This window comes from uncultured Intestinimonas sp., from assembly GCF_944387245.1.
GTDB lineage: Bacteria > Bacillota > Clostridia > Oscillospirales > Oscillospiraceae > Intestinimonas.
Genome location: NZ_CALXEE010000007.1, coordinates 1 through 20,965, shown reverse-complemented (window position 1 = coordinate 20,965; position 20,965 = coordinate 1). Strand labels below are relative to the sequence as shown.

21 protein-coding genes are annotated in these 20,965 nt (G+C 65.4%); 15 read left to right on the top strand and 6 right to left on the bottom strand.

The features are described 5' to 3' along the window. Window positions 1-2 precede the first annotated feature (2 nt). From eutC to Q0K15_RS02115, 9 genes are all read left to right on the top strand, one after another. A complete protein-coding gene (gene eutC, locus Q0K15_RS02155) occupies window positions 3-887 on the top strand; it encodes an ethanolamine ammonia-lyase subunit EutC (protein ID WP_294511445.1) in 885 nt (294 codons plus the stop codon). Between the two features lie 171 nt (window positions 888-1,058). Then, window positions 1,059-1,712, top strand: coding sequence for an ethanolamine utilization microcompartment protein EutL (gene eutL / locus Q0K15_RS02150; RefSeq protein WP_294511442.1), 654 nt, complete (start codon window positions 1,059-1,061; stop codon window positions 1,710-1,712). A gap of 239 nt (window positions 1,713-1,951) precedes the next feature. Further along, complete coding sequence (locus Q0K15_RS02145) at window positions 1,952-3,421, top strand: acetaldehyde dehydrogenase (acetylating) (RefSeq protein WP_294511510.1); 1,470 nt, start codon at window positions 1,952-1,954, stop codon at window positions 3,419-3,421. A 301-nt stretch (window positions 3,422-3,722) separates the two neighbouring features. Further along, entirely contained in the window at window positions 3,723-4,025 is a 303-nt protein-coding gene (locus Q0K15_RS02140) for a BMC domain-containing protein (protein WP_130849036.1), read from the top strand. 3 nt (window positions 4,026-4,028) lie between these two features. After that, complete coding sequence (locus Q0K15_RS02135; RefSeq protein ID WP_294511439.1) at window positions 4,029-4,757, top strand: ATP-binding protein; 729 nt, start codon at window positions 4,029-4,031, stop codon at window positions 4,755-4,757. A 12-nt stretch (window positions 4,758-4,769) separates the two neighbouring features. After that, window positions 4,770-5,042 carry a hypothetical protein gene (locus tag Q0K15_RS02130; RefSeq protein ID WP_294511436.1) on the top strand — a complete coding sequence of 91 codons (273 nt, stop codon included), beginning with the start codon at window positions 4,770-4,772 and terminating at the stop codon, window positions 5,040-5,042. Then, window positions 5,017-5,265, top strand: a complete 249-nt coding sequence (locus tag Q0K15_RS02125) for a EutN/CcmL family microcompartment protein (protein ID WP_294511433.1) — start codon at window positions 5,017-5,019, stop codon at window positions 5,263-5,265. The genes Q0K15_RS02130 and Q0K15_RS02125 overlap by 26 nt, the downstream gene beginning before the upstream one ends. A 15-nt stretch (window positions 5,266-5,280) precedes the next feature. After that, a complete protein-coding gene (gene eutH, locus Q0K15_RS02120) occupies window positions 5,281-6,357 on the top strand; it encodes an ethanolamine utilization protein EutH (protein ID WP_294511430.1) in 1,077 nt (358 codons plus the stop codon). Window positions 6,358-6,359: 2 nt separating this feature from the next. Further along, window positions 6,360-6,809 carry a cupin domain-containing protein gene (locus tag Q0K15_RS02115; RefSeq protein ID WP_294511427.1) on the top strand — a complete coding sequence of 150 codons (450 nt, stop codon included), beginning with the start codon at window positions 6,360-6,362 and terminating at the stop codon, window positions 6,807-6,809. Between the two features lie 75 nt (window positions 6,810-6,884). On the opposite strand, the gene Q0K15_RS02110 is transcribed toward Q0K15_RS02115, so the two are convergent. Continuing rightward, window positions 6,885-7,232 carry a hypothetical protein gene (locus tag Q0K15_RS02110; RefSeq protein WP_294511425.1) on the bottom strand — a complete coding sequence of 116 codons (348 nt, stop codon included), beginning with the start codon at window positions 7,230-7,232 and terminating at the stop codon, window positions 6,885-6,887. Between the two features lie 142 nt (window positions 7,233-7,374). Between Q0K15_RS02110 and Q0K15_RS02105 the strand changes: the two genes are divergently transcribed. Beyond that, window positions 7,375-7,584: a helix-turn-helix transcriptional regulator gene (locus Q0K15_RS02105; RefSeq protein ID WP_294511422.1), complete on the top strand. Its 210-nt coding sequence runs from the start codon at window positions 7,375-7,377 to the stop codon at window positions 7,582-7,584. 47 nt (window positions 7,585-7,631) lie between these two features. On the opposite strand, the gene Q0K15_RS02100 is transcribed toward Q0K15_RS02105, so the two are convergent. After that, entirely contained in the window at window positions 7,632-8,015 is a 384-nt protein-coding gene (locus tag Q0K15_RS02100) for a metallopeptidase family protein (protein ID WP_294511419.1), read from the bottom strand. Window positions 8,016-8,027: 12 nt separating this feature from the next. Beyond that, window positions 8,028-10,196, bottom strand: coding sequence for a Tex family protein (locus tag Q0K15_RS02095; protein ID WP_294511417.1), 2,169 nt, complete (start codon window positions 10,194-10,196; stop codon window positions 8,028-8,030). Between the two features lie 251 nt (window positions 10,197-10,447). On the opposite strand from Q0K15_RS02095, the gene Q0K15_RS02090 reads away from it, so the two are divergent. From Q0K15_RS02090 to Q0K15_RS02070, 5 genes are all read left to right on the top strand, one after another. Next, window positions 10,448-11,647, top strand: coding sequence for a copper amine oxidase N-terminal domain-containing protein (locus tag Q0K15_RS02090; RefSeq protein WP_294511414.1), 1,200 nt, complete (start codon window positions 10,448-10,450; stop codon window positions 11,645-11,647). A gap of 148 nt (window positions 11,648-11,795) precedes the next feature. Next, a complete protein-coding gene (locus Q0K15_RS02085) occupies window positions 11,796-13,280 on the top strand; it encodes a DUF1846 domain-containing protein (RefSeq protein ID WP_294511412.1) in 1,485 nt (494 codons plus the stop codon). A 157-nt stretch (window positions 13,281-13,437) separates the two neighbouring features. Continuing rightward, a complete protein-coding gene (locus Q0K15_RS02080) occupies window positions 13,438-13,830 on the top strand; it encodes a BlaI/MecI/CopY family transcriptional regulator (RefSeq protein ID WP_294511409.1) in 393 nt (130 codons plus the stop codon). After that, window positions 13,827-16,448, top strand: a complete 2,622-nt coding sequence (locus Q0K15_RS02075) for a M56 family metallopeptidase (protein ID WP_294511406.1) — start codon at window positions 13,827-13,829, stop codon at window positions 16,446-16,448. The genes Q0K15_RS02080 and Q0K15_RS02075 overlap by 4 nt, the downstream gene beginning before the upstream one ends. 135 nt (window positions 16,449-16,583) lie before the next feature. Beyond that, window positions 16,584-18,194 (top strand): CTP synthase, encoded by a 1,611-nt coding sequence (locus Q0K15_RS02070; RefSeq protein WP_294511404.1) that lies wholly within the window; start codon window positions 16,584-16,586, stop codon window positions 18,192-18,194. Window positions 18,195-18,238: 44 nt separating this feature from the next. Here the strand turns inward: Q0K15_RS02070 and Q0K15_RS02065 are convergent, their stop codons facing one another. From Q0K15_RS02065 to Q0K15_RS02055, 3 genes are all read right to left on the bottom strand, one after another. Continuing rightward, window positions 18,239-19,507 (bottom strand): hemolysin family protein, encoded by a 1,269-nt coding sequence (locus Q0K15_RS02065; protein ID WP_294511402.1) that lies wholly within the window; start codon window positions 19,505-19,507, stop codon window positions 18,239-18,241. 244 nt (window positions 19,508-19,751) lie between these two features. Continuing rightward, window positions 19,752-20,324: a YcxB family protein gene (locus tag Q0K15_RS02060; protein ID WP_294511401.1), complete on the bottom strand. Its 573-nt coding sequence runs from the start codon at window positions 20,322-20,324 to the stop codon at window positions 19,752-19,754. A 5-nt stretch (window positions 20,325-20,329) separates the two neighbouring features. Next, window positions 20,330-20,953, bottom strand: a complete 624-nt coding sequence (locus tag Q0K15_RS02055; RefSeq protein ID WP_294511399.1) for a class II aldolase/adducin family protein — start codon at window positions 20,951-20,953, stop codon at window positions 20,330-20,332. Between the last annotated feature and the right edge of the window lie 12 nt (window positions 20,954-20,965).

Below are 20,965 nucleotides of genomic sequence, written 5' to 3'. Positions count from 1 at the left end.
CTTTGAATGACAAAGAACTGCGGGCCCTGGTAGAGCGGATGGTAGCCGACCTGATGGGTCAGGCACCCACCCCCCAGGTGAAGGGGGCCGACTATCACCCCATGGAGCCCGGTCCGGCAGTCGAGGGCGGGGAGCTCCAGGACATCGCCGCCATCGACCTGCGGCGGCTCTACCTGGTCCAGAATCCGAAAAACGGCCCCGCCTTCCTGGAGCTGAAGGCCAAGACTCCCGCCCGGCTGGGCATGGGCCGGGCGGGGGCACGGTACAAAACCGAGACCATGCTCCGCATGCGGTGCGACCACGCCGCCGCCCAGGACTCGGTTTTCTCCCACGTCAGCGAGGACTTTGTGAAGGCCCAGGGCTATGTGCCTCTCCACACCCTGTGCAAAGACAAGGACGAGTACCTGACCCGGCCCGACAAGGGCCGCCGCTTTGACGACGAGCAGCAGGCCCTTATCCGGAAGACCCTGGGCCATGCCCCCAAGGTGGCCCTGGTGGTGGGGGACGGCCTCAGTTCCGCCGCCATTGAGGCCAACGCCGCCGACTGTATGGAGGCCATCCGGGCGGGTCTGAAGAGCTACGGCATCGACCCCGGCCCCACCCTCTTTGTAAAGTACTGCCGGGTGGGCGCCTCCGACCACATCGGTGAGCTCACCGGGGCGGAGGTGGTGTGCATGCTGGTGGGGGAGCGGCCCGGCCTGGTGACGGCGGAGTCCATGTCGGCCTACCTCACCTACGGCGCCCACATCGGTATCCCGGAATCCAAGCGGACCGTCATCTCCAATATCCACAGTCAGGGGACAACGGCGGTGGAGGCCGGGGCACATATCGCCGAGTTAATTAAGACCATGCTGGAAAGGAAGGCGAGCGGTATTGATCTGCGCTGACAAGACCGGCCTCCACGGGGCCCCGCACAGCGGGGCGGCGCGGATGCGCCGGAGCCCGGCGGAATTCATTTCCGACGGGCGGGGAATGGCGGGTGCTCATATTGCGGAATTGGTAAAAACCATGCTGGAGAAAAAGGCCTCCGGCATCGAACTGGCGAGAGGAGTGGGGGCATGACGGGAGACCTTCTCAAATGCAACGCCCTGGCCACCCGCACCATCGCCAATGTATCCGATTCCCTGGCGGAAAAGCTGGGTTTAAGGCCGGAGTTCCGGTCCATCGGCATCCTCACCGCCGACAGCGACGACGTGACCTACTGCGCCCTGGACGAGGCCACCAAGGCCGCCGCCGTGGAGGTGGTCTATGGCCGGAGCCTTTACGCAGGCGCGGCCAACGCCAACACCAAGCTGGCGGGGGAGGTCATCGGCATCCTGGCCGGGCCCAACCCCTCCGAGGTGAAGAGCGGGCTCAGAGCGGCGGTGGAATTTTTCGAGAGCGGGGTGGGCTTCCGCTCCGCCAACGCCGACGACTCCATCGTCTACTTCGCCCACACCGTATCCCGGACAGGGAGCTACCTCTCCAAGACCGCCGGGGTGCGGGAGGGGGAGGCCCTGGCCTACCTCATCGCGCCGCCCCTGGAGGCGGTGGTGGGGCTGGACGAGGCCATGAAGGCGGCCGATGTGACCCTGGCCGCCCTCTTTGAGCCCCCCAGCGAGACCAACTTCGGCGGCGGGCTCCTCACCGGCACCCAGAGTGCCTGCAAGGCCGCCTGTGAGGCGTTCGCGGCGGCGGTGCTGGATGTAGCCGGGTGTCCGAGGGAGGTCTGAGGCATGGAGAAAAGAACAGGCGGCCTGCGAGCGGAAGCGAGCCGCGCCGAAGGCGCGCACAAGCGTTTTGGGCCCGTGGCCCAAAACCTTGGCGCAGGGGCAATTCATTTGCCCCGAGCATGTAAAGAGGACCGGGTCCCCACCGGATGGAACATCCGGTGGGTTGCATGCGAGGCATTCGCCCAGGCGGTGCTGAATGTGGCCGGACAACCCAGGGAGGTGTGAATATGACAGAACCCATGAAACTGGACAAGGACCTGCGCTCCATCCAGGAGGTCCGGGACCTGGTGGGCAAGGCCAGGGAAGCCCAGCGGGCCCTGGCGGCCATGAGCCAGGCGGATTTGGACCGCATCACGGCGGCCATCTCCAAGGCCGGGGCGGAGCACGCCCGGCGGCTTGCCCAGATGGCGGTGGAGGAGACGGGCTACGGCAAGGCGGAGGACAAGGAGATCAAGAACCGATTTGCCGCCCTCACCCTCTACGACGCCATCAAGGAGGAAAAGACCCACGGCATCCTGGCCCAGGATCGGGAGAAGCGGACCATCGACATCGGGGTGCCCGTGGGGGTCGTGGCGGGGCTGGTGCCCTCCACCAACCCCACCTCCACCGTCATCTACAAGGCCATGATCTGTATAAAGGCGGGCAACCCCATCATCTTCTCCCCCCACCCCAGCGCCATCAAGTGCATCGGCGAGACGGTGAAGGTGGTCTCCGAAGCCGCCCGGCAGGCGGGGGCTCCCGAGGGGGCCATCGCCTGCATTGCCACCCCCACCCTGGAGGCCACCAGCGCCCTCATGAAGCACGACCACACCCGGCTCATCCTGGCCACCGGCGGCGCCGCCATGGTCAAGGCGGCCTACTCCTCCGGCACCCCGGCCATCGGCGTGGGGGCGGGCAACGGTCCGGCCTATATCCACCATACCGCAAACGTCGCCCAGGCGGTGAAGCGGATCTTGGACTCCAAGACCTTTGACAACGGCACCATCTGCGCCAGCGAGCAGTCCATCGTCACCACACGGGCCATGGAGGGGGCGGTGTCGGAGGAGCTCAGACGCCAGGGAGCCTACCTCCTCAGCGACGAGGAGCACAAAAAGCTCTCCAAGTTTATCCTGCGCGCCAACGGCACCATGAACCCGGCCATCGTGGGCAAGAGCGTGGAGACGGTGGCCAAGCTGGCCGGGCTGGACAAGGTGCCGGCCACCGCCCGGGTGCTGGTGGCCCGGGAGACGGGGGTGGGCCCCGGCTACCCCTACTCCAGCGAGAAGCTGGGCCTCATCCTGGCCTATTACGTGGAGCAGGATGAGGAGGCCGTCCTCCGGCGCTGCGTGGAGATTCTGGAGTGGGAGGGTGCGGGCCACACCTTCTCCATCCACGCCGAGGACGAGGCTGTGGTCAAACGCTTTGCCCAGGCCGTCCCCGCCAGCCGGGTGCTGGTGAACACCCCCTCCGCCCTGGGCGGCATCGGCGCCACCACCTGCCTCTTCCCCGCCCTCACCCTGGGGTGCGGCGCGGTGGGGGGCTCCTCCTCCTCCAACAACATCGGCCCTCTGGACCTCATCAACATCAAGCGGGTGGCCTGGGGCGTGAAGGAGCTGGAGGAGCTGCGGGGCGGCGCTGCCGCCGCCCCATGGCAGAGCGCCGGGCGGCCGGCGGTGGACGACGCCCTCCTCCGGGAGCTGGTGGACCAGATCGTCAGGAGGCTGACATGAGATGAGAGCAAAAAATACCGAAGGCCCGGAGCTGCCCGTCCCCCAGCCGGGGGAGGACCTCCAGGACCGGGTCCAGACCGAGGGGATCATGTATGATCCCGCCGCCGACCTCCTGCGGGAGGCGGCGGTGGCCGCCAAGGGGGCGGACAAAGAGGAAAAGAAGCCCTCCGGGGCACGGAGGCAGAAAGCCCCGGCCAAGGAGGAGCTGACCAGCCTGGCCGCCGCCGTCAAGGGCGGCGGGACAGCGAAGCAGACAGCGGACAGGGGGGAACAGCCCCAACAGGAAAGGAGTACAAAGCAAATGGCAAACACAAACGCACTGGGTATGGTGGAGACCAAGGGACTGGTGGGGGCCATTGAGGCGGCAGACGCCATGGTGAAGGCGGCCAACGTCCAGCTGGTGGGCAAGGAGCAGGTGGGCGGCGGTCTGGTGACCGTCATGGTCCGGGGGGATGTGGGCGCCGTGAAGGCGGCCACCGACGCCGGCGCCGCCGCCGCCGAGAAGGTGGGGGAGCTCATCTCCGTCCACGTCATTCCCCGCCCCCACGCCGAGGTGGACGGCATCCTGCCCCACAAGGCCGGGGAATTCGACCGGGAGGGTTAAGCCGTGGCCCTCTTGACGGAGGCGCGGGTCCGGCAGATGTCGGACAACGGCACCCGGGGGCCGGTGGTGGTGGCCCGGGGGGACGTCCTCACCCCCTCCGCCCGGTCCTTCCTCCGGGAGCACCGGGTGGAGGTGGTCTACCCCCAGGGCAAGGGGGAGGAGGACCAGGAGGGGGCGGGGAAGTACCGTACCCTCTTCGGGGCCGTGCTGACGGAGAAACCGGAGCACATGACCCATCTGAAGGGCAACATCCTGGTCTTCAAGGACCACCCCCGCATCGCCTTCCGGGGGATGATCGACCTGCTGGAGGGGGAGATCGCCCTGTGCCAGCAGGTGTGCGTCCGGGAAGGGGTGCCCGCCCTGGCGGAGGAGCTGGAGGAGGTGCTGGACTTTGTCCGGCGCTTCATCCGCTTCGACGTGCTGGAGGAGCCGGTGGGGGAGGTCAAGCTCTGCGGCCTGACCCCGGCGGAGCTGCGGGAGCGGTCCCACTACCCGGAAAAATATTACGGCCAGGGCCACTTCCTCATCCGATACACCGACTCTCCCGCCATCCTGGCGGTGAACAAGGTGCGCGCGGTGGCCCGGCAGACGGAACTTGCCGCCTACCGGGCCTTCCGGGACGAGAACGGCGGGGTGACCCGGGAGGACATCATCCTGGGCCTCAACCGGCTCTCCTCCCTGATGTGGATCATGATGATCCAGCTGAAGGCGGGCAAATACCAGACGGGCTGAGGAGGTGTTCCCATGGAACTGGAGACGCGGGACGGGGCCCTGGTCATCACCCGGCTGCCGGTGGAGCAGATGGGCTCGCTGTCCCTGGGGCTGGTCCTCACCGACGGGGAAGGGGCGGTGCTCCGGGCCCTGCTGGAGGGGAAAAAGGTCCAGGTCCTGGAGTCGGGGCTGGAGTACAAGGACTATCGCAAGTGTGCCCCCTTGGGCATCTATCAAAAATTCATGGCCCTGGAACGGGGGCTGCGGGAGATGGGCATTTGTGTTGTTAGGGATCGTCGTCGGTAGCGTGTGGTGCACCCGAAAGGCGGAGGCGCTGACCGGCCAGACCTTTTTGCTGGTGTCCCCGGAGGGCCACCAGGGCCCCGCCCTGGTGTGCGCGGACCAGGCGGGGGCGGGACCGGGGGACAGGGTGCTGGTCACCGGGGGGAGCGGCGCCCGGAAGGCGGCGGGGGAGAACCTCCCCGTGGACGCCGCCATCGTGGGCATCGTGGACCGGGTGGAGTCCTGAGAGGAGGGGAGCCCATTGTCCGTCAACGAGATCATCATCGGCCTCATGGCCGTCTTTCTGGTGCTGGGTGCCCTGGACCGCATCGCGGGGAACCGCTTCGGCCTGGGGGAGAAGTTCGAGGAGGGCATTCTGGCCATGGGCTCTCTGGCCCTGGCCATGATCGGCATCCTCTGCCTGGCACCCGTCCTCTCCGACCTGCTGCGGCCGGTGGTGGTGCCGGTCTACACCTTCCTGGGGGCTGACCCCGCCATGTTCGCCGGCACCATCCTGGCCAATGACATGGGAGGCGCCGCCCTGGCCCGGGAGCTGGCTCTCACGCCGGAGGCGGGGCAGTTCGGCGGCCTCATCGTGGGGGCCATGCTGGGCCCCACCATCGTCTTTACCATCCCGGTGGCCCTGGGCATCCTGAAGCAGGAGGACCTGGAGCCCCTGGCCCGGGGGGTGCTCTGCGGCGTGGTTACCATCCCCCTGGGGGCCTTCCTGGGCGGCCTGACCGCCGGCTTCCCGGTGGGCATGGTGCTCCGGAACCTCATCCCCATCGTCCTCATCGCCCTCCTCCTGGCCCTGGGGCTGTGGAAGATCCCCAGCGCCATGGTAAAGGGCTTTGCCATCTTCGGCAGGGTGGTGGTGGCCGTTATCACCGTGGGCCTGGCCGCCGCCATCGTGGAGTCCCTCACCGGCCTGGTCCTCATCCCCGGCCTTGCCCCCATCGGGGAGGGCTTCGAGGTGGTGGGGCACATCGCCATCGTCCTGGCCGGGGCCTTCCCCCTGGTCTTTGCCATCACCAAGGTTTTTCAAAAGCCCCTGCTGAAGCTGGGGCGGCTGCTGGGGGTCAACGATGTGGCGGCGGCGGGGCTGGTGGCCACCCTGGCCAACAACATCCCCATGTTCGGCATGGTGGCCGCCATGGACCGCCGGGGCAAGGTGGTCAACGTGGCCTTTGCCGTGTCGGCGGCCTTCGTCTTTGGGGACCACCTGGGCTTTACGGCGGGCTTTGACGAGGCCATGATCCTCCCCATGATCGTGGCCAAGCTGACGGGGGGCATCACCGCTGTGGCGGTGGCCATGCTCCTCACCCGAAAGGAGAGATGAACATGGCAGATGTGGACAAGTCAGCCCTGGAAAAGCTGGTGCGCCAGGTGCTGCTGGAGAAGCTGGGGGGCACCCCGGCGCCGGAGCGCCCCGCCGCCCACGGGGTGCGCGCGGTGGCGGTGCCCCGGCTGGAGGTCCGGGAGGCCGACCGGCTGGACACGGGGAAGAATGGGGACCGGGTGTGGACCCGGGACCTCTTCTCCCTGGAGGAGGCGCCCCGGCTGGGCTGCGGACTCATGGTCATGGAGCAGACCACCTTCCCCTGGAAGCTCACCTACGACGAGATGGACTATGTCATTGACGGGCGGCTGGACATCCTGGTGGCGGGGGAGACGGTGTCCGCCGGCCCCGGCGAGGTGATTCATATTCCCCGGGGCAGCGAGATCCAGTTCTCCGCCAGGGGGAAGGTCCGCTTCCTCTACTTCGTCTATCCCGCCGACTGGCAGAAATGAAACTACCGGTGTGTGAGCATGCTCACACACCGGTAGTTTCATTATATGCAGTTGAAAATGGCGGGAGAAGTACCGTCAGCCCTGCTTCTGCCGCTGCTCCTCAATGAAGGCAATGATCTCCTTGCGCTTGAGGACGGAGACACGGAAGGTCTTGCCGTCCTGGGTGTTGACCCGGATGCCCGTGGGGATGAAGAGGGAAACATTGTAGGGCTCCATGGACACAATGGCGCTGTAAGGAAGGGAAAAGACCACCCGCAGGGCCTCCACCAGGCCGTTGCCCCGGAACAGGATGCGGCGGTCCGTAAAGATGTAGGTGCCGGGGACCTGGGCCCTGCCGGCGCTGGTGCCCCAAAAATCGCCCTTGATTCGCTTGAGCTCCTGCTCGCCGGGCTGAAACTCCAAAATATCGCTGGATTTACTCATCACTCCATAACTCCTTCCTCAGACAGGTCCACCTGTCTCTCATTTTCTATTGGGATGATAGCCAATATTGCCTATCACGCTTTCATACTATTATAGGCAATAATGGTTATATGTCAAGGAGAAACTGCCAGGGAGGTGGACCATGATCTCCTATGAGCCTTTGTGGGAACTGATGCGGCAGCGGAGCGCCTCCACCTATACCTTACAGGTCAAGGGGGGGATCAGCAGCTCCACCGTCCGGCGGCTGAAGGCGGGGGAGTCGGTTTCCACCAACACCTTGGAGGCTTTGTGCCGGCTCTTCAACTGCCGGATCGAGGATGTAGTGGCCTATGTTCCGGAACAACAGGATTAAAACAGCGGCGTTGGAGGATTCCAACGCCGCTGTTTCTGTTCCAAAGGTCACTGGTCCTGCAGGGACCGCTGTTCCTCCAGATAGGCCTCGTCCTTGATCTCCAGGCCACGCTCTCCGGCCAGACCTTCGATGTGGTGGGTGAACTCGTGGGAGAAGGTGTCCCACAGCTCATCCTCCCAATCCTCCTCCGTCCAGTGCTCCAGTTCCGCCAGGGCGGCGAAGGAGCCGTAGTAGAGGTTGATGTGCCGGCCCATCATGTCGTTGCAGTATTCGCCCAGAATATACATTTCCCCCGGCGGAAACTCCGGGTCGGCCTTGGATTCGGGCAGCAGGGCCACCCCGCCGTTGAGCTCGTCAAAGAACTCCGGCGGGAATTCCTCGGCCATGTCGTCCAGCAGAAGGCCCACCTCATCGAAGCCGAGCATGCTCATGACAGAACCTCCTTATATGGTCTGGTCCTTGGGCTTTTTCATGGTAAGGCTGATGCGCTTCTTCTTCTCGTCCACGTCCAGCACCCAGACGGTGACCACGTCCCCCACGGCGCAGACCTGGGAGGGGTGGCTCACACGGCGGGGGGTATTGAGCTGGGAGATGTGGACCAGGCCGTCCTGATGGACGCCGATGTCCACAAAGACGCCGAAGTCGATGACGTTGCGGACGGTGCCGGTGAGCTCCATGCCGGGCTTTAGGTCCTTCATCTCCAGTACGTCGGTGCGGAGAATGGGCTTGGGCAGCTCGTCCCGGGGGTCCCGCCCCGGCTTCATGAGCTCGCCCACCACGTCCCGGAGGGTGGGGATACCCACCCCGCAGGCCTCGGCAGCGGCGGCTTCGCCGTAGGCCGACACCCGGTCCCGGAGGTCGGTGAGGGCGCCCGCCTTCACGGCGGAGAGGTCGCAGCCGCACAGGGAGAGGAGCTTTTCCGCCGCAGCGTAGCTCTCCGGGTGGACGGCGGTGTTGTCCAGCACGTTTTTGCTCTCGGGCACCCGCAGGAAGCCGGCGCACTGCTCAAAGGCCTTGGGTCCCAGCTTGGGGACCTTCAGAAGCTGCTTCCGGGCGGTGAAGGCGCCGTTCTCCTCCCGGTACTTGACGATGTTCTTGGCGGTGGTGTTGTTGAGGCCGGACACCCGGAGGAGGAGGGGGGCGGAGGCGGTGTTCAGGTCCACCCCCACGGCGTTGACGCAGTCCTCCACCACGCCGGAGAGGGTCTCGTCCAGCCGGGCCTGGGGCATGTCGTGCTGGTACTGGCCCACGCCGATGGCCTTGGGGTCAATCTTCACCAGCTCGGCCAGGGGGTCTTGGAGCCGCCGGGCGATGGATACGGCCGAGCGCAGGTTCACGTCGTAGTCGGGGAACTCCTCGGCGGCCAGCTTGGAGGCGGAGTACACGCTGGCCCCCGCCTCGCTGACGATCATATAGGAGAGGTCCCCGCCCACCTTTTTGATGAGCTCCACCGTCATCTGCTCGGTCTCCCGGCTGGCGGTGCCGTTGCCGATGGCGATGTGCTGCACGCCGTGCTTCTTCACCAGCTTGGCCAGGGTGTCGATGGCCTCCTGCTTCTTCCGGTCGTTGAAGGTGGGGTAGACCACCGCCGTGTCCAGCACCTTGCCGGTGGCGTCCACCACCGCCACCTTGCAGCCATTGCGGTAGCCCGGGTCCAGGCCCATGGTGACAAAACCCTTCACCGGCGGCTGCATGAGGAGGGGCTTCAGGTTGAGGGCGAAGTTGTGGATGGCCCCCTCGTCGGCCTGCTCGGTGAGGGTATTGCGGATCTCCCGCTCCAGAGAGGGTTTCAAGAGCCGGTCCCAGGCGTCGTCGGCGGCGGCGCGGACGAAGTCCATGGCCGCCCGGCCGGGCACCACCTGGCGGCGGACCGCCACCTTGGCCGCCTCAGCGTCCAGTTCCACCCCGGCCTTGAGGACGCCTTCCCGCTCACCCCGGTTGATGGCCAGGACCTGGTGGCCCTGGACCCGGTTCACCGGGGAGGTAAAGTCGTAGTAGAGGCGGTAGACCGTGTCGGCGGGTTCGTCCTCTGCCGCCCGGGAGACCAGGGCACCCCGGCGCAGGTAGAGCTCCCGCAGGGCCTTGCGGACCGCGGCGTCGTCGCTGACGGCCTCGGCGATGATGTCGTTGGCCCCCTGGAGGGCGTCCTCCACCGTCTCTACGCCCTTTTCAGGGTCGATGAAGTCCGCCGCCAGGGCCGCCGGGTCCACGGGGCTCCCCTTGGCGAAGAGGGCGTCCGCCAGGGGCTCCAGCCCTTTTTCCTTGGCCACGGTAGCCCGGGTGCGGCGCTTGGGCTTGTAGGGGAGGTACAGGTCCTCCACCTCAGCCAGGGTGGCGGCGGCGTCGATGGCGGCGGAGAGCTCCTCGGTGAGCTTGCCCTGGTTTTCAATGGAGGCCTTGACCTCCTCCCGGCGCTTGTCCAGGTTCCGGAGGTATTGGAGCCGGTCGGCCAGGGTGCGCAGGGTGGTGTCGTCCATGGCGCCGTGGAGCTCCTTCCGGTAGCGGGCGATAAAGGGAATGGTGTTTCCCTCGTCGATGAGCTTGACTACGTTTTCCACATGGATGGGGTCACGGCCCAGTTCACGGGCCAGGATCTCTATCATAGACTGCATAATTGGCTCCTTTTTTCAGCACTTTGGCATGGCTGCCGGGGTAGATAGGTCCGGCATATCCAATGATGCATATTGTACGCCGGATGGGGTCAAATGTCCAGTACAAACGGAAATGGGTAACATAATACTGGACTGGAAAATGGTATTTGGCTTGGAAAGAAAAGTAACAATTTCAGGCTGCGGGCTTTACAAGCGGCTGCGCGGGAACTAAAATAAGGTGGTATTTTGAGAATGGAAAGGAGTCCTACCCAATGCACAACAAACCCATGCACGGCCTGACCTGCGGGCTGCTCACTCTGGCACTCACTGCCGGCCTGGCCGGCAATGCTCTGGCCCTCACCGGCTCTCAGCCCATTCAGGCCGATTTCACCGATATTAAGGTGATGCTGGACGGGTCCTACCTGGTGCTCACCGACGCCAACGGCGAGAAGGTGGAGCCCTTCGCCGTGGCCGGTACCACCTACCTGCCCGTGCGTGCCGTGGCCGGCGCCCTGGGTCTGAACGTGGAGTGGCATGCCGACACCAGCACCGTGGCCCTCACCAGCGGCGGCGAGGTCACCACCCAGACCACTGATATCCCTGCCAAGGGCCGCACCATCGGCATGACCCTCCAGGCGGACTACGCCGACATCAAGGTGAGCCTGGATGGCACCCTGCTCACCCTCACCGACGCCAACGGTAAGGCGGTGGAGCCCTTTGCCGTGGATGGCACCACCTATCTGCCCGTGCGCGCCGTGTCCACTGCCCTTGGTCTTGAGGTGGGCTGGGACAGCGAGACGAGCACCGTGGTCCTCTCCTCCATCCCCTTCACCATCACCGGTGAGGAGGCCCAGGCTCTGGTGCAGGGCAACCTGGACGAGCTCTACCTGGGTAAGTACGGCGAGTCCTATCTGTCTCTGGTGGGTATCACCGCCGACGAGGCCGAGGCTGGCCATCTCCAGAACATTCTGGCCGAGTCTGAGTACTTCTCTCTGTATTGGGGCATCGTGATGCCTGAGAACGACGAGAGCTTCGACACCCTGGACACCACCGTGAAGAATGAGATCATCGACCTCATCACCGAGATCTACACCCACTCCAAGTACACCGTGGGTACCCCTGTGGAGCAGGCCGACGGCAGCTACACCGTGGACGTCACTGTCAGCCCCATCGACGTGGTCACTCGCGCCGTGGAGGTCTATGAGTCCGGTACTTACGCTCCTCTGAACGACTTCAGCGCCAAGTATGACGGCGAGGCGCTGGCCAGTATGACCGACGCCGAGTATGACGCTTACAGCATCGAGTATGCCAACATGATTATCGACCTGGTGCAGGCCCAGATGGACAATGTGGGCTATCTGGCCGACCAGACCGTTACCCTGACCGTCTCCAAGGACGCCAACGGCTCCTTCGGCGCCGATGACGAGGGTTGGCAGAGCATCGACACCATCATCATCGACTATCCCGCCTGATTTCATCCGCCCTTATATAAGCGGTCTCCGGAATCTGATCTTCCGGAGACCGCTTTTTTGCGGCGATAAACAGAATTCCTTGACGGCGGGGGCGGAAAGAGGGTAAAATAAAACGATTATGTAATAAATACGGCATGGAGGGGTGCAGATGAAAAAAATCGGCTTTGACAACGCAAAATACCTGGAGACCCAGTCGGCCCACATCAAGAACCGCATCGCCCAGTTCGGGGACAAGCTCTACCTGGAGTTTGGCGGCAAGCTTTTTGACGACTACCACGCCTCGCGAGTGCTGCCCGGCTTCGCGCCCGACAGCAAGATCCGCATGTTGCTGGAGCTCAAGGACGACGTGGAAATGGTCATCTCCATCTGCGCCAGCGACATCGAGAAGAACAAGATTCGGGGCGACCTGGGCATCACCTACGACGTGGACGTGCTCCGGCTCATCGACGCCTTCCGGGCCCAGGGCCTGTACGTGGGCAGCGTAGTGGTCACCCAGTACGACCGCCAGCCCGCTGCCGACGCCTTCAAGAAGCGGTTGGAGGACCTGGGCATGAAGGTTTTCCTCCACTACCCCATCGCCGGCTACCCCAACAACGTCTCCCTCATCGTCAGCGACGAGGGCTATGGCAAGAACGACTATATCGAGACCTCCCGCCCCCTGGTGGTGGTCACCGCCCCCGGCCCCGGCAGCGGTAAGATGGCCACCTGCCTCTCCCAGCTCTACCACGAGTACAAGCGGGGGGTCAAGGCGGGCTACGCCAAGTTCGAGACCTTCCCCATCTGGAACCTGCCCCTCCAGCACCCGGTGAACCTGGCCTACGAGGCGGCCACCGCCGACCTCAACGACGTGAACATGATCGACCCCTTCCACCTGGCCGCCTATGGAAAGACCACGGTGAACTACAACCGGGACGTGGAGATCTTCCCCGTCCTCTCCGCCATCTTTGAGAAGATCACCGGCGAGTGTCCCTATAAGTCCCCCACCGACATGGGGGTCAACATGGTGGGCAACTGCATCGTGGACGACGACGTGGTGTGCGAGGCCGCCCGGCAGGAGATTGTCCGCCGGTACTATGCCGCCCTGTGCGACCGCCGGCAGGGCCGCTGCGGGGACGAGCCGGTCTACAAGCTGGAGCTCCTCATGCAGCAGGTGAAGGCCGACGCCTCCCTCCGCCCGGTGGTGGGCGCCGCCCTGGCCGTGGCCGAGGAGACGGGCAAGCCCGCCGCCGCCATCGAGCTCCCCGACGGCGAGGTGGTCACCGGCAAGACCACCGACCTCATGGGCGCCTCCTCCACTACCCTTCTCAACGCCCTCAAGCGCCTGGCCGGCATCGGCCATGAGCACCACCTCATCTCCCGGGAGGCCATCGAGCCCATCCAGACCGTGAAGGTCAAGCACTTGGGCAGCGCCAACCCCCGGCTCCACTCCGACGAGGTCCTCATCGCCCTGGCCATCTCCGCCACCACCAACCCCCTGGCCCGGCAGGCCCTGGACTGCCTGGAGCAGCTCCGGGACTGCGAGGCCCACGCCTCGGTCATCCTCTCCGCCCCCGACTCGGGCACCTACGCCAAGCTGGGCATGCGCCTCACCTGCGAGCCCACCTATGAGACCAATAAGCTCTATCACAGATAAATCCCTCTGCCGCCGCAGCGCCCCGGACCTCAAGTCTGGGGCGCTTTTCTGACGCCAAATTGTTACCCATCCTACCTTGACAAAACGAGGTTACAGTTGTACCCTACACACAAAGGGTACAACTGTAACCTCGTTTACATGAAAGGGGGATACCCGTATGTGGGAGCGGGAGGCGAAGATCACCGACGCAGAGCTGGAGGTGATGGAGGTGCTGTGGCAGGGTGAGGACCTGACCCTGGCCCAGGTGAAGGAGGGCGTCACCGCCCGGAAGGGCTGGAGCGGCGACACGGTAAAAACCCTTCTCAGGCGGCTGCTGGAGAAGGGAGCGGTGGCCCAGGAGAAGCGGGGGGTGTACCACTACCGCCCCCTGGTGAGCCGGGAGGAGCTGGGGGACTACAAGACCCGCACCCTCATTGAAAAGCTCTACGATGGCAAGGCCAAGGATCTGGTGGCCGCCCTGGTGGAGCGGCGGCAGCTGGACCGGGAGGATGTGGCCGAGCTCAGGGATCTCTTCGACAGGCTGTGGGAGGAGAGGGGGGAGGACGCATGACCGGTTTTCTCCTCACCCTGCTGCGGCTGAGCCTGCTGGGCTCGGTGCTGGGGGTGGTCCTCATGGGGGCGCTCCACCTGCTGGGCCGCCGCATCAGCCGGGCGGCGGGCTACTACCTGTGGCTGCTGGTGCTGCTGCGGCTGTGTGTGCCGGTGTGGGTGGATCTGCCCGTCCCCGTCTATTCGTATTCCACCACCGTTACCGGTGTGGTGATGACCAACCCGGCCGGCGGCTGGACCGGCGGGACCACCGTTCTGTTTCCGCCCACAGATCAAGGGGGGCAGTCCCCAAGCTCAGGCGGTGGGCCGTCGGTCCCCGATGGGGGAGGAATGACGGTAACTTCCGCCGCCCCGGCGGTGGACTGGGGGGACGTCCTCACCTCGCCCGCCCTGTGGTTCACAGTGTGGGTCCTGGGCTTTGCCCTCAGCCTGGGCCGGTACGGCCGGAGTTACCATCGCTTTGCCAGGCTGGTCCGGCGGGGGAGCCACGCCCCCGGTCCGGTGGCGCTGGAGGTGCTGAAGGAGCTGGACCCCGGCGGGAAGATCGCCCTGGCGGTGTGCCCCGATATCCCCTGTCCCATGGCCCTGGGGCTGCTGCGGCCCACCGTGTTTCTGCCCGAGGGGGTGGAGGACCGGGGGCGGCTGGAGGACATCCTCCGCCATGAGCTCACCCACCTGCGCCGCCACGACCTCCTCTATAAGTGGTGTGCGGCGGTGGTGACCAGCCTCCACTGGTTTAACCCGCTTATGCCGGTGTTCCGCCGGGAGATGGCCCGGCGGTGCGAGCTCTCCTGTGACGAGGCGGCGGCGGGGGCGCTGTCCGACCCGGAGCGACGGAGGTACGGGGAGACACTGCTCTCCCTGGCGGCGGAGCCTCCCAAGGGGCTGGTGGTCACCACCCTGTGCGAGGAAAAGGAGCATCTGAAGGAAAGGCTGGTGGATCTGGTGAACGGCACAAAACGAGGCCCTGCCGCCCTGGCGCTGACCCTGTGTGTGGCCCTGCTGCTGGGGAGCTGTTCCCTGATCGGCGGCACAGCCACCGTGCCCCCTGACTCGGAGGTGTCGGCCCCCGCCGAAACCCAGGCGCCCACGGTGGCCCCGGACGCCCTCTTTACCGACGCTGCCCTCTATGACCTGGGGGGCGGGCTCACCCTGGCCATCCCCACCGACATTGTGGAGGACACCATGGTCCTCTTTGACGAGGATCTGGGAGACGGTTCGGAGCCGGTGTTCCCCAGGGTCTACCACCGCTCCAGCTATGAGGCCGGCATAGAGGACTTCGACGCCCCCATGGGCTTTTTGTTCTCCTTCTTCCGCTATGACCAGGTGGAGTACGAGCAGAACTACCTGGCCGTGGACGGAGGGGCGGGCCAGACCATCTTTGCCCGGGATGGCGAGTGGTACTACGGCATGGCGTACCCCACCGATGTGCAGTTTTTCACCGCAGACGGTGACCAGGACACCGACAGCGCGGACTACCGGCGCTGGGAGTATGTCTGCTCCCGCATCCCCGACATCCAGGCCGACTTCATCGTACGCAACGGCCTCACCCCCTACAGCGGGGCGGAGCTGAACCGGCCCTTCCTGTGGACGGGAGAGCACCGCTATGTGGAGGTCCACAGCGCCGACTACGCCGTCTCCCTGACCCTCCTCCTCTCCCAGCCTGTCACCCAGGGCAGCGGCGGCATCTGGTGCGTGGAGGGCAGCTTTGACAACAACTACGGCGGCTGGGGCAGGGAGCTGCCCTACGGCATCCAGGTGACGGCGGCGGAGTACTACGCCGACCTCCAGGCCCAGGTGGACCAGGGTCACCGGCCCGGGCTCCTGGACCCGGTCCAGGCGGCCATGGAGTGGTACCAGGAGAAGTACGACGCCGAGACCCTGGAGGGCCTCACCTTCACCCTCCTGGAGGGGGTGCCCGCCGGGGACCTGTGGAGCACCATCGGGCAGGTGGCGGGCCAGGCCGGCACGCTGGAGAGCCTCTTCTATCTGGACGGCGACCCGGGCAGCAGCGAGGGCAGGCTGGCCTTCCACAACCCGGAGTTCCTGTCGGGTGAGGTGCGTTGGTACCTCCAAACCTTCGTGTGGATGGAGGGCCAAGGGCCGGAGACCATCGAGGGTGAGGCGGTGCGCTATCAGACAGAGAGCGGCGACGAGCTCCTCTTCCTGGAGGAGGACGGCCTTCTGCGCATCACCATCGAGGGTGAGGTTTTCTGGTACCGTCCTGCCTATGCCTATCAGACGAGCCCCTATGACAGGATGATGGACTACTGCTCCGCCCTGGCCCAGGAGGAGGACCCCTTCACTTGGGAGCAGGTAGACGCCGGCATGGACGCCCTGTCCGCCTGGCTGGAAGGGCAGGGCTGGGGGACGCCCCTGGAGGGCTCTCCCCAGTATCTGCCCCTCTACGCCCGCTACCACGTCCAGACCTATCTGGAAAATGGCAAGGGGCAGGGGAGCGGCCTTGACCGGGCCGACGTGCTGGTCCTCTACGCCGACTTTTCGGCGGACGCCCCCCAGGGGGAGGGGACCTACGTGTTCTGGCTCATCCCCGACGGCAGCGGCGGCTGGCAGGTGGACGACTGGGGCCGGATTGCCTTCCCCGATCTGGCGGGCTGAGAAAAAACACCGCTGTTTTTTTCCTCCCGACCCCTTGACGATGGCCCTTTAGGCGCATAAAATAGAAAGGATTTTTTATGGGGCAACGGGGTCCCGGGGCAATGGCGTCCCATCAAACGATGGGAGGAATGTAATATGGCGGTCAAGTATATTTTCGTTACCGGCGGCGTGGTCTCCGGCCTGGGCAAGGGCATCACGGCGGCCTCTCTGGGGCGGCTTCTGAAGCAGCGGGGGCTGAAGGTGGCCCTCCAGAAGTTCGACCCCTACCTGAACGTGGACCCGGGGACCATGAATCCCTTTCAGCACGGCGAGGTCTTTGTCACCGACGACGGCGCCGAGACCGATCTGGATCTGGGCCACTATGAGCGCTTCACCGACGAGGATCTGACGGTGGACTCCTCGGTGACCTCGGGCAAGGTCTACTGGACCGTCCTCAACCGGGAGCGGGAGGGCGGCTATCTGGGCGGAACCGTCCAGGTCATCCCCCACATCACCGATGAGATCAAGGACCGGATCTACCGGGTGGGCCGCCGGGGCGACGTGGACGTGGTCATCACCGAGATCGGCGGTACCGTGGGCGACATCGAGTCCCAGCCCTTCCTGGAGGCCATCCGGCAGGTGGCTGCCGAGGTGGGGCGGCAGGACGTCATGTACCTCCACGTCTCCCTCATCGTGGCCGTCCCCGGCTCCGACGAGCTCAAGAGCAAGCCCACCCAGCACTCGGCCAAGGAGCTGCTGGGCCTGGGCATTCAGCCCGACGTCATCGTCTGCCGCTCCGAGTATCCCATCCCCGACGACATCCGGAAGAAGATCTCCCTCTTCTGCAACATTCCCCCGGAGAACGTCATCGAGAACCTGACCGCCTCCTCTCTCTACGAGGTCCCCCTGATGCTGGAGGAGGCGGGACTGGCCAGAGCGGTGTGCCGCCGTCTGGGCCTCACCGCCACGCCCCCCGACCTCATCGAGTGGACCGCCCTGGTGGAGCGGGAGAAGGCGGCCAGGGAGCATGTGGAGATCGCCCTGGTGGGCAAGTACGTGGGCCTCCACGACGCCTACCTCTCCGTGGTGGAGTCCCTGGCCCACGCCGGCATCATCAACGACGTGAAGGTGGACATCCGCTGGGTGGACTCCGAGACCCTCACCGACGACAACGCCGCCCAGGCGCTGGAGGGCTGCCACGGGGTGCTGGTACCCGGCGGCTTCGGCAGCCGGGGCATCGACGGCATGCTCGCCGCCGTGAAGTACGCCCGGGAGAATAAGGTACCCTATTTTGGCATCTGCCTGGGCATGCAGATGGCGGTGGTGGAGTTCGCCCGCCACGCCGCCGGCCTTGCCGGCGCCCACTCCAGCGAGCTGGACCCGGAGACCCCCTATCCCGTCATTGCCCTCATGCCCGACCAGGTGGGAGTCACCGCCAAGGGCGGCACCATGCGCCTGGGGGCCTACCCCTGCCACCTCACCACGCCGGGCGGCCCCTGCCAGCGGGCCTACGGGGTCCAGGACATCTCCGAGCGGCACCGGCACCGCTACGAGTTCAACAACGACTACCGGGAGGCCCTCACCTCCAAGGGACTGGTGCTGGCCGGCCTCTCCCCGGACGGCCGGCTGGTGGAGGCGGTGGAGCTCCCCGACCACCCCTGGTTTGTGGGCGTGCAGTTCCACCCCGAGTTCAAGTCCCGGCCCAACAAGGCCCACCCCCTCTTCCGGGCCTTCGTGGCGGCGGCAAAGACGCAGGCAAAGGCATAAGAAGCACAAAACCCCCGGCGGTCTGAGACCGCCGGGGGTTCGTTTTACTTTTCGGGTTTTTCCTCGTCCCGGGGCTGTTCCAGCACCACCACCCGGATCTCCAGCACCCGGCGGTGGTCCACCTTGGTGACGGTGACGTCCAGGTTTTCGTAGACAAAGTGGTCGCCCTCCTCGGGCACCCGGCCTACCTCCTCCATGACCCAGCCGGAAACGGTGGTGGAATCGCTCTCCCCCTTGATGGAGAAGAGGTCGTAGAGATCGGTGAGGTTGGCGTTGCAGGAGATGAGGTAGCTGCCGTCGGGCTGCTTTTTGAACTCCTCGATGACCTCATCGTGCTCATCCCAGATCTCGCCCACCAGCTCCTCCACGATGTCCTCCATGGTGCACAGGCCCTCGGTGCCGCCGTACTCGTCCACCACGATGACCATGTGGGCCTTGGCCTTCTGGAGGATGCGCAGCAGGTCGGAGATCTTGGTGTTGGCGGTGGTGTAGAGCACGGTGGAGACGATGGCGGAGACGTCGTCGTGGCCGTGGTAGCGGGCGGCGTGGAAGTCCTTCTCGTGGATGACGCCCACGATGTTGTCGATATCCTCATGGTAGACCGGCAGCCGGGAGTAGCCGCTCTCGGCGAAGGCCTTGGCGATGTCGTCCATGGTATCGGTGTCCTCCACCGCCACGATGTCCACCCGGGGGGTGAGGATCTCGTCCACCTCCAGGTCGCCGAACTCGATGGCGGAGCGGATGAGCTGGCTCTCGTCCTGGTCCAGACCGCCCTCGGTCTCGGCCTGGTCCACCATGGTGATGAGCTCCTCCTCGGTGATGCCGCTGTCCGAGCTGTGGCGGAAGACCAGGCTGAGCAGCCGCTTCCACTGGGCGAAGAGGAAGTTCAGGGGGCGGAGAATGAGCATCAGCAGCCGCAGGATGGGGGCGGAGAACATGGCAAAGGCCTCGGGCTGCTCCTTGGCCAGACTCTTGGGGGAGATCTCGCCAAAGATCAGGATGACCACGGTGAGCACGATGGTGGACACCGCGGGGCCGTAGGCCGTGCCCACGTGCTTGGTGAAGAGGACGGTGCCCAGGGTGGAGGCCGAGATGTTCACGATGTTGTTGCCGATGAGGATGGTGGACAGAAGCCGGTCATAGTCCTCCGCCAGGGCCAGGGTGCGGGCGGCCCGGCGGTCGCCGGCGTCGGCCTTACTCTTCAGGCGGATGCGGTTGAGGGAGGTGAAGGCGGTCTCCGTGGCGGAGAAGTAGGCGGAAAAAGCCACCATCAGGAACAAGACCGCGATCATTGTGATACTTTGGGGGTCCATAAGGACGATCAACTCAACTTTCTTTAATTAAATGTAGTTCCAGGAAAGGGGGACGGGGAGGTGCGGAAGGGGAAAATTGCGCGCAAAAGGACAGCCCTATGCCCTGCGGCTAAGGCTGCCCTTAAAAAGACATATCATACACTGACTAGGCGGAGGTTGGTCCACAGGGACTCACCAGACCCTTCTTTCCATAGAATGGGACCAGTATAACAGAAACCCGCCCGTCATGCAAGAGGGGATTTTTTCACCGGCGCTTCTCCGGCATCTGGAAGGTCCGGGGGGACTTGCCGCTGCGCTGGGAGAGCAGGGGGAAGAGGGCGGCGGGGTCTCCCAGGGTGAAGTCCTTTTTCCGGGCCAGGATGCACTGGCCGCTCTTGAGAAAGACCAGCAGGTAGCCAGCGGTCTCCACCAGGTCGGTGATCTGGTCGTAGGGGGTCTCCGTGGAACCGGAGGAGTCGGCGGCGTCCAGGTGGTCGTCGAAGAAGCGGTAGCGGATGGGCTTGCCGTAGGCGCCGTTTTTCCGGGCGGCCTTCACCACCTGCTTTTCCATCCGCCGGCACACCCGCTGGGCGGCGAAGCGGTCCACATAGGGCACTCCCAGCAGGAAGAAAGCCAGGCAGAAGATGCCGGTGCCCAGGGCGCCCAGGTTGGTGTAGTTCCCGGCGGCGGCCAGCCACCAAATGGCGGCGGCCACCACCACGGCCAGGATATACAGGGCCCAGATGGGGTTTTTCTGATGGAGCATGTAGTGGACGGTCACCATGTTGCCGTAGGCATCGGCGTCGTGGGCGGTCTCCACCTGAAAGAGCGGTTCCATGGTTGTCAGCCCCCTCTCAGAGCGGAGGCCTGCTCCTGGGTCAGGGGCACGCCTCCGCCCAGCAGACGGACGTTGAGGTGGATCTGGGCGGTGTGTTCCAGGGTCTCCATCCGCCAGTAGGCCCGCTCCAGGTCGGGACCCATGGTGAGGGCGCCGTGGTTGGCCAGGAGGATGGCGTCGTGGTCGGCCATGAGGGGCGCGGCGGCGGCGGGCAGCTCAGCGGTGCCGGTGCGGCCGTAGGGGGCGCAGGGGACCGGTCCCAGAGACATGACGGCCTCCCCCAGCAGGGGCTCCTCCAGGCCCATGTGAGCGCAGGCGAAGGCGGTGGCGGCGGGGGGATGGGCGTGGCACACGCCGCCCACATCGGGGCGGACCCGGTAGCAGGCCAGGTGCAGGGGGGTCTCCGAGGAGGGGCGGTAGGAGGACGGACTGGTCATCCGGCCCTGGCTGTCCACCACCAGAAGCATGTCGGTGGTGAGGAAGCCCTTGCTCACCCCGGCGGGGGTCACCAAAAAGAGGCCCTCTCCCAGTCTCCGGCTGAAGTTGCCGTCGTTGGCGGCCACCCAGCCCCGTTCCCACAGTCTGCGGCCCAGCTCGCACATGAGCCGTCTTTGGGTCTCGTAATCCATAGCGCTCCTCCT

What these genes read in the sequence shown, in the direction of transcription:
- Q0K15_RS02115 (WP_294511427.1), top strand. Translation starts at nt 6,360, where the DNA reads ATGGCAGATGTGGACAAGTCAGCCCTGGAAAAGCTGGTGCGCCAGGTG.
- Q0K15_RS02055 (WP_294511399.1), bottom strand. Translation starts at nt 20,953, where the DNA reads ATGGATTACGAGACCCAAAGACGGCTCATGTGCGAGCTGGGCCGCAGA.
- Q0K15_RS02110 (WP_294511425.1), bottom strand. Translation starts at nt 7,232, where the DNA reads ATGAGTAAATCCAGCGATATTTTGGAGTTTCAGCCCGGCGAGCAGGAG.
- Q0K15_RS02070 (WP_294511404.1), top strand. Translation starts at nt 16,584, where the DNA reads ATGGCGGTCAAGTATATTTTCGTTACCGGCGGCGTGGTCTCCGGCCTG.
- Q0K15_RS02090 (WP_294511414.1), top strand. Translation starts at nt 10,448, where the DNA reads ATGCACAACAAACCCATGCACGGCCTGACCTGCGGGCTGCTCACTCTG.
- Q0K15_RS02140 (WP_130849036.1), top strand. Translation starts at nt 3,723, where the DNA reads ATGGCAAACACAAACGCACTGGGTATGGTGGAGACCAAGGGACTGGTG.
- Q0K15_RS02075 (WP_294511406.1), top strand. Translation starts at nt 13,827, where the DNA reads ATGACCGGTTTTCTCCTCACCCTGCTGCGGCTGAGCCTGCTGGGCTCG.
- Q0K15_RS02105 (WP_294511422.1), top strand. Translation starts at nt 7,375, where the DNA reads ATGATCTCCTATGAGCCTTTGTGGGAACTGATGCGGCAGCGGAGCGCC.
- Q0K15_RS02095 (WP_294511417.1), bottom strand. Translation starts at nt 10,196, where the DNA reads ATGCAGTCTATGATAGAGATCCTGGCCCGTGAACTGGGCCGTGACCCC.
- Q0K15_RS02145 (WP_294511510.1), top strand. Translation starts at nt 1,952, where the DNA reads ATGAAACTGGACAAGGACCTGCGCTCCATCCAGGAGGTCCGGGACCTG.
- Q0K15_RS02080 (WP_294511409.1), top strand. Translation starts at nt 13,438, where the DNA reads ATGTGGGAGCGGGAGGCGAAGATCACCGACGCAGAGCTGGAGGTGATG.
- Q0K15_RS02130 (WP_294511436.1), top strand. Translation starts at nt 4,770, where the DNA reads ATGGAACTGGAGACGCGGGACGGGGCCCTGGTCATCACCCGGCTGCCG.
- Q0K15_RS02060 (WP_294511401.1), bottom strand. Translation starts at nt 20,324, where the DNA reads ATGGAACCGCTCTTTCAGGTGGAGACCGCCCACGACGCCGATGCCTAC.
- Q0K15_RS02065 (WP_294511402.1), bottom strand. Translation starts at nt 19,507, where the DNA reads ATGGACCCCCAAAGTATCACAATGATCGCGGTCTTGTTCCTGATGGTG.
- Q0K15_RS02100 (WP_294511419.1), bottom strand. Translation starts at nt 8,015, where the DNA reads ATGAGCATGCTCGGCTTCGATGAGGTGGGCCTTCTGCTGGACGACATG.
- eutL (WP_294511442.1), top strand. Translation starts at nt 1,059, where the DNA reads ATGACGGGAGACCTTCTCAAATGCAACGCCCTGGCCACCCGCACCATC.
- Q0K15_RS02085 (WP_294511412.1), top strand. Translation starts at nt 11,796, where the DNA reads ATGAAAAAAATCGGCTTTGACAACGCAAAATACCTGGAGACCCAGTCG.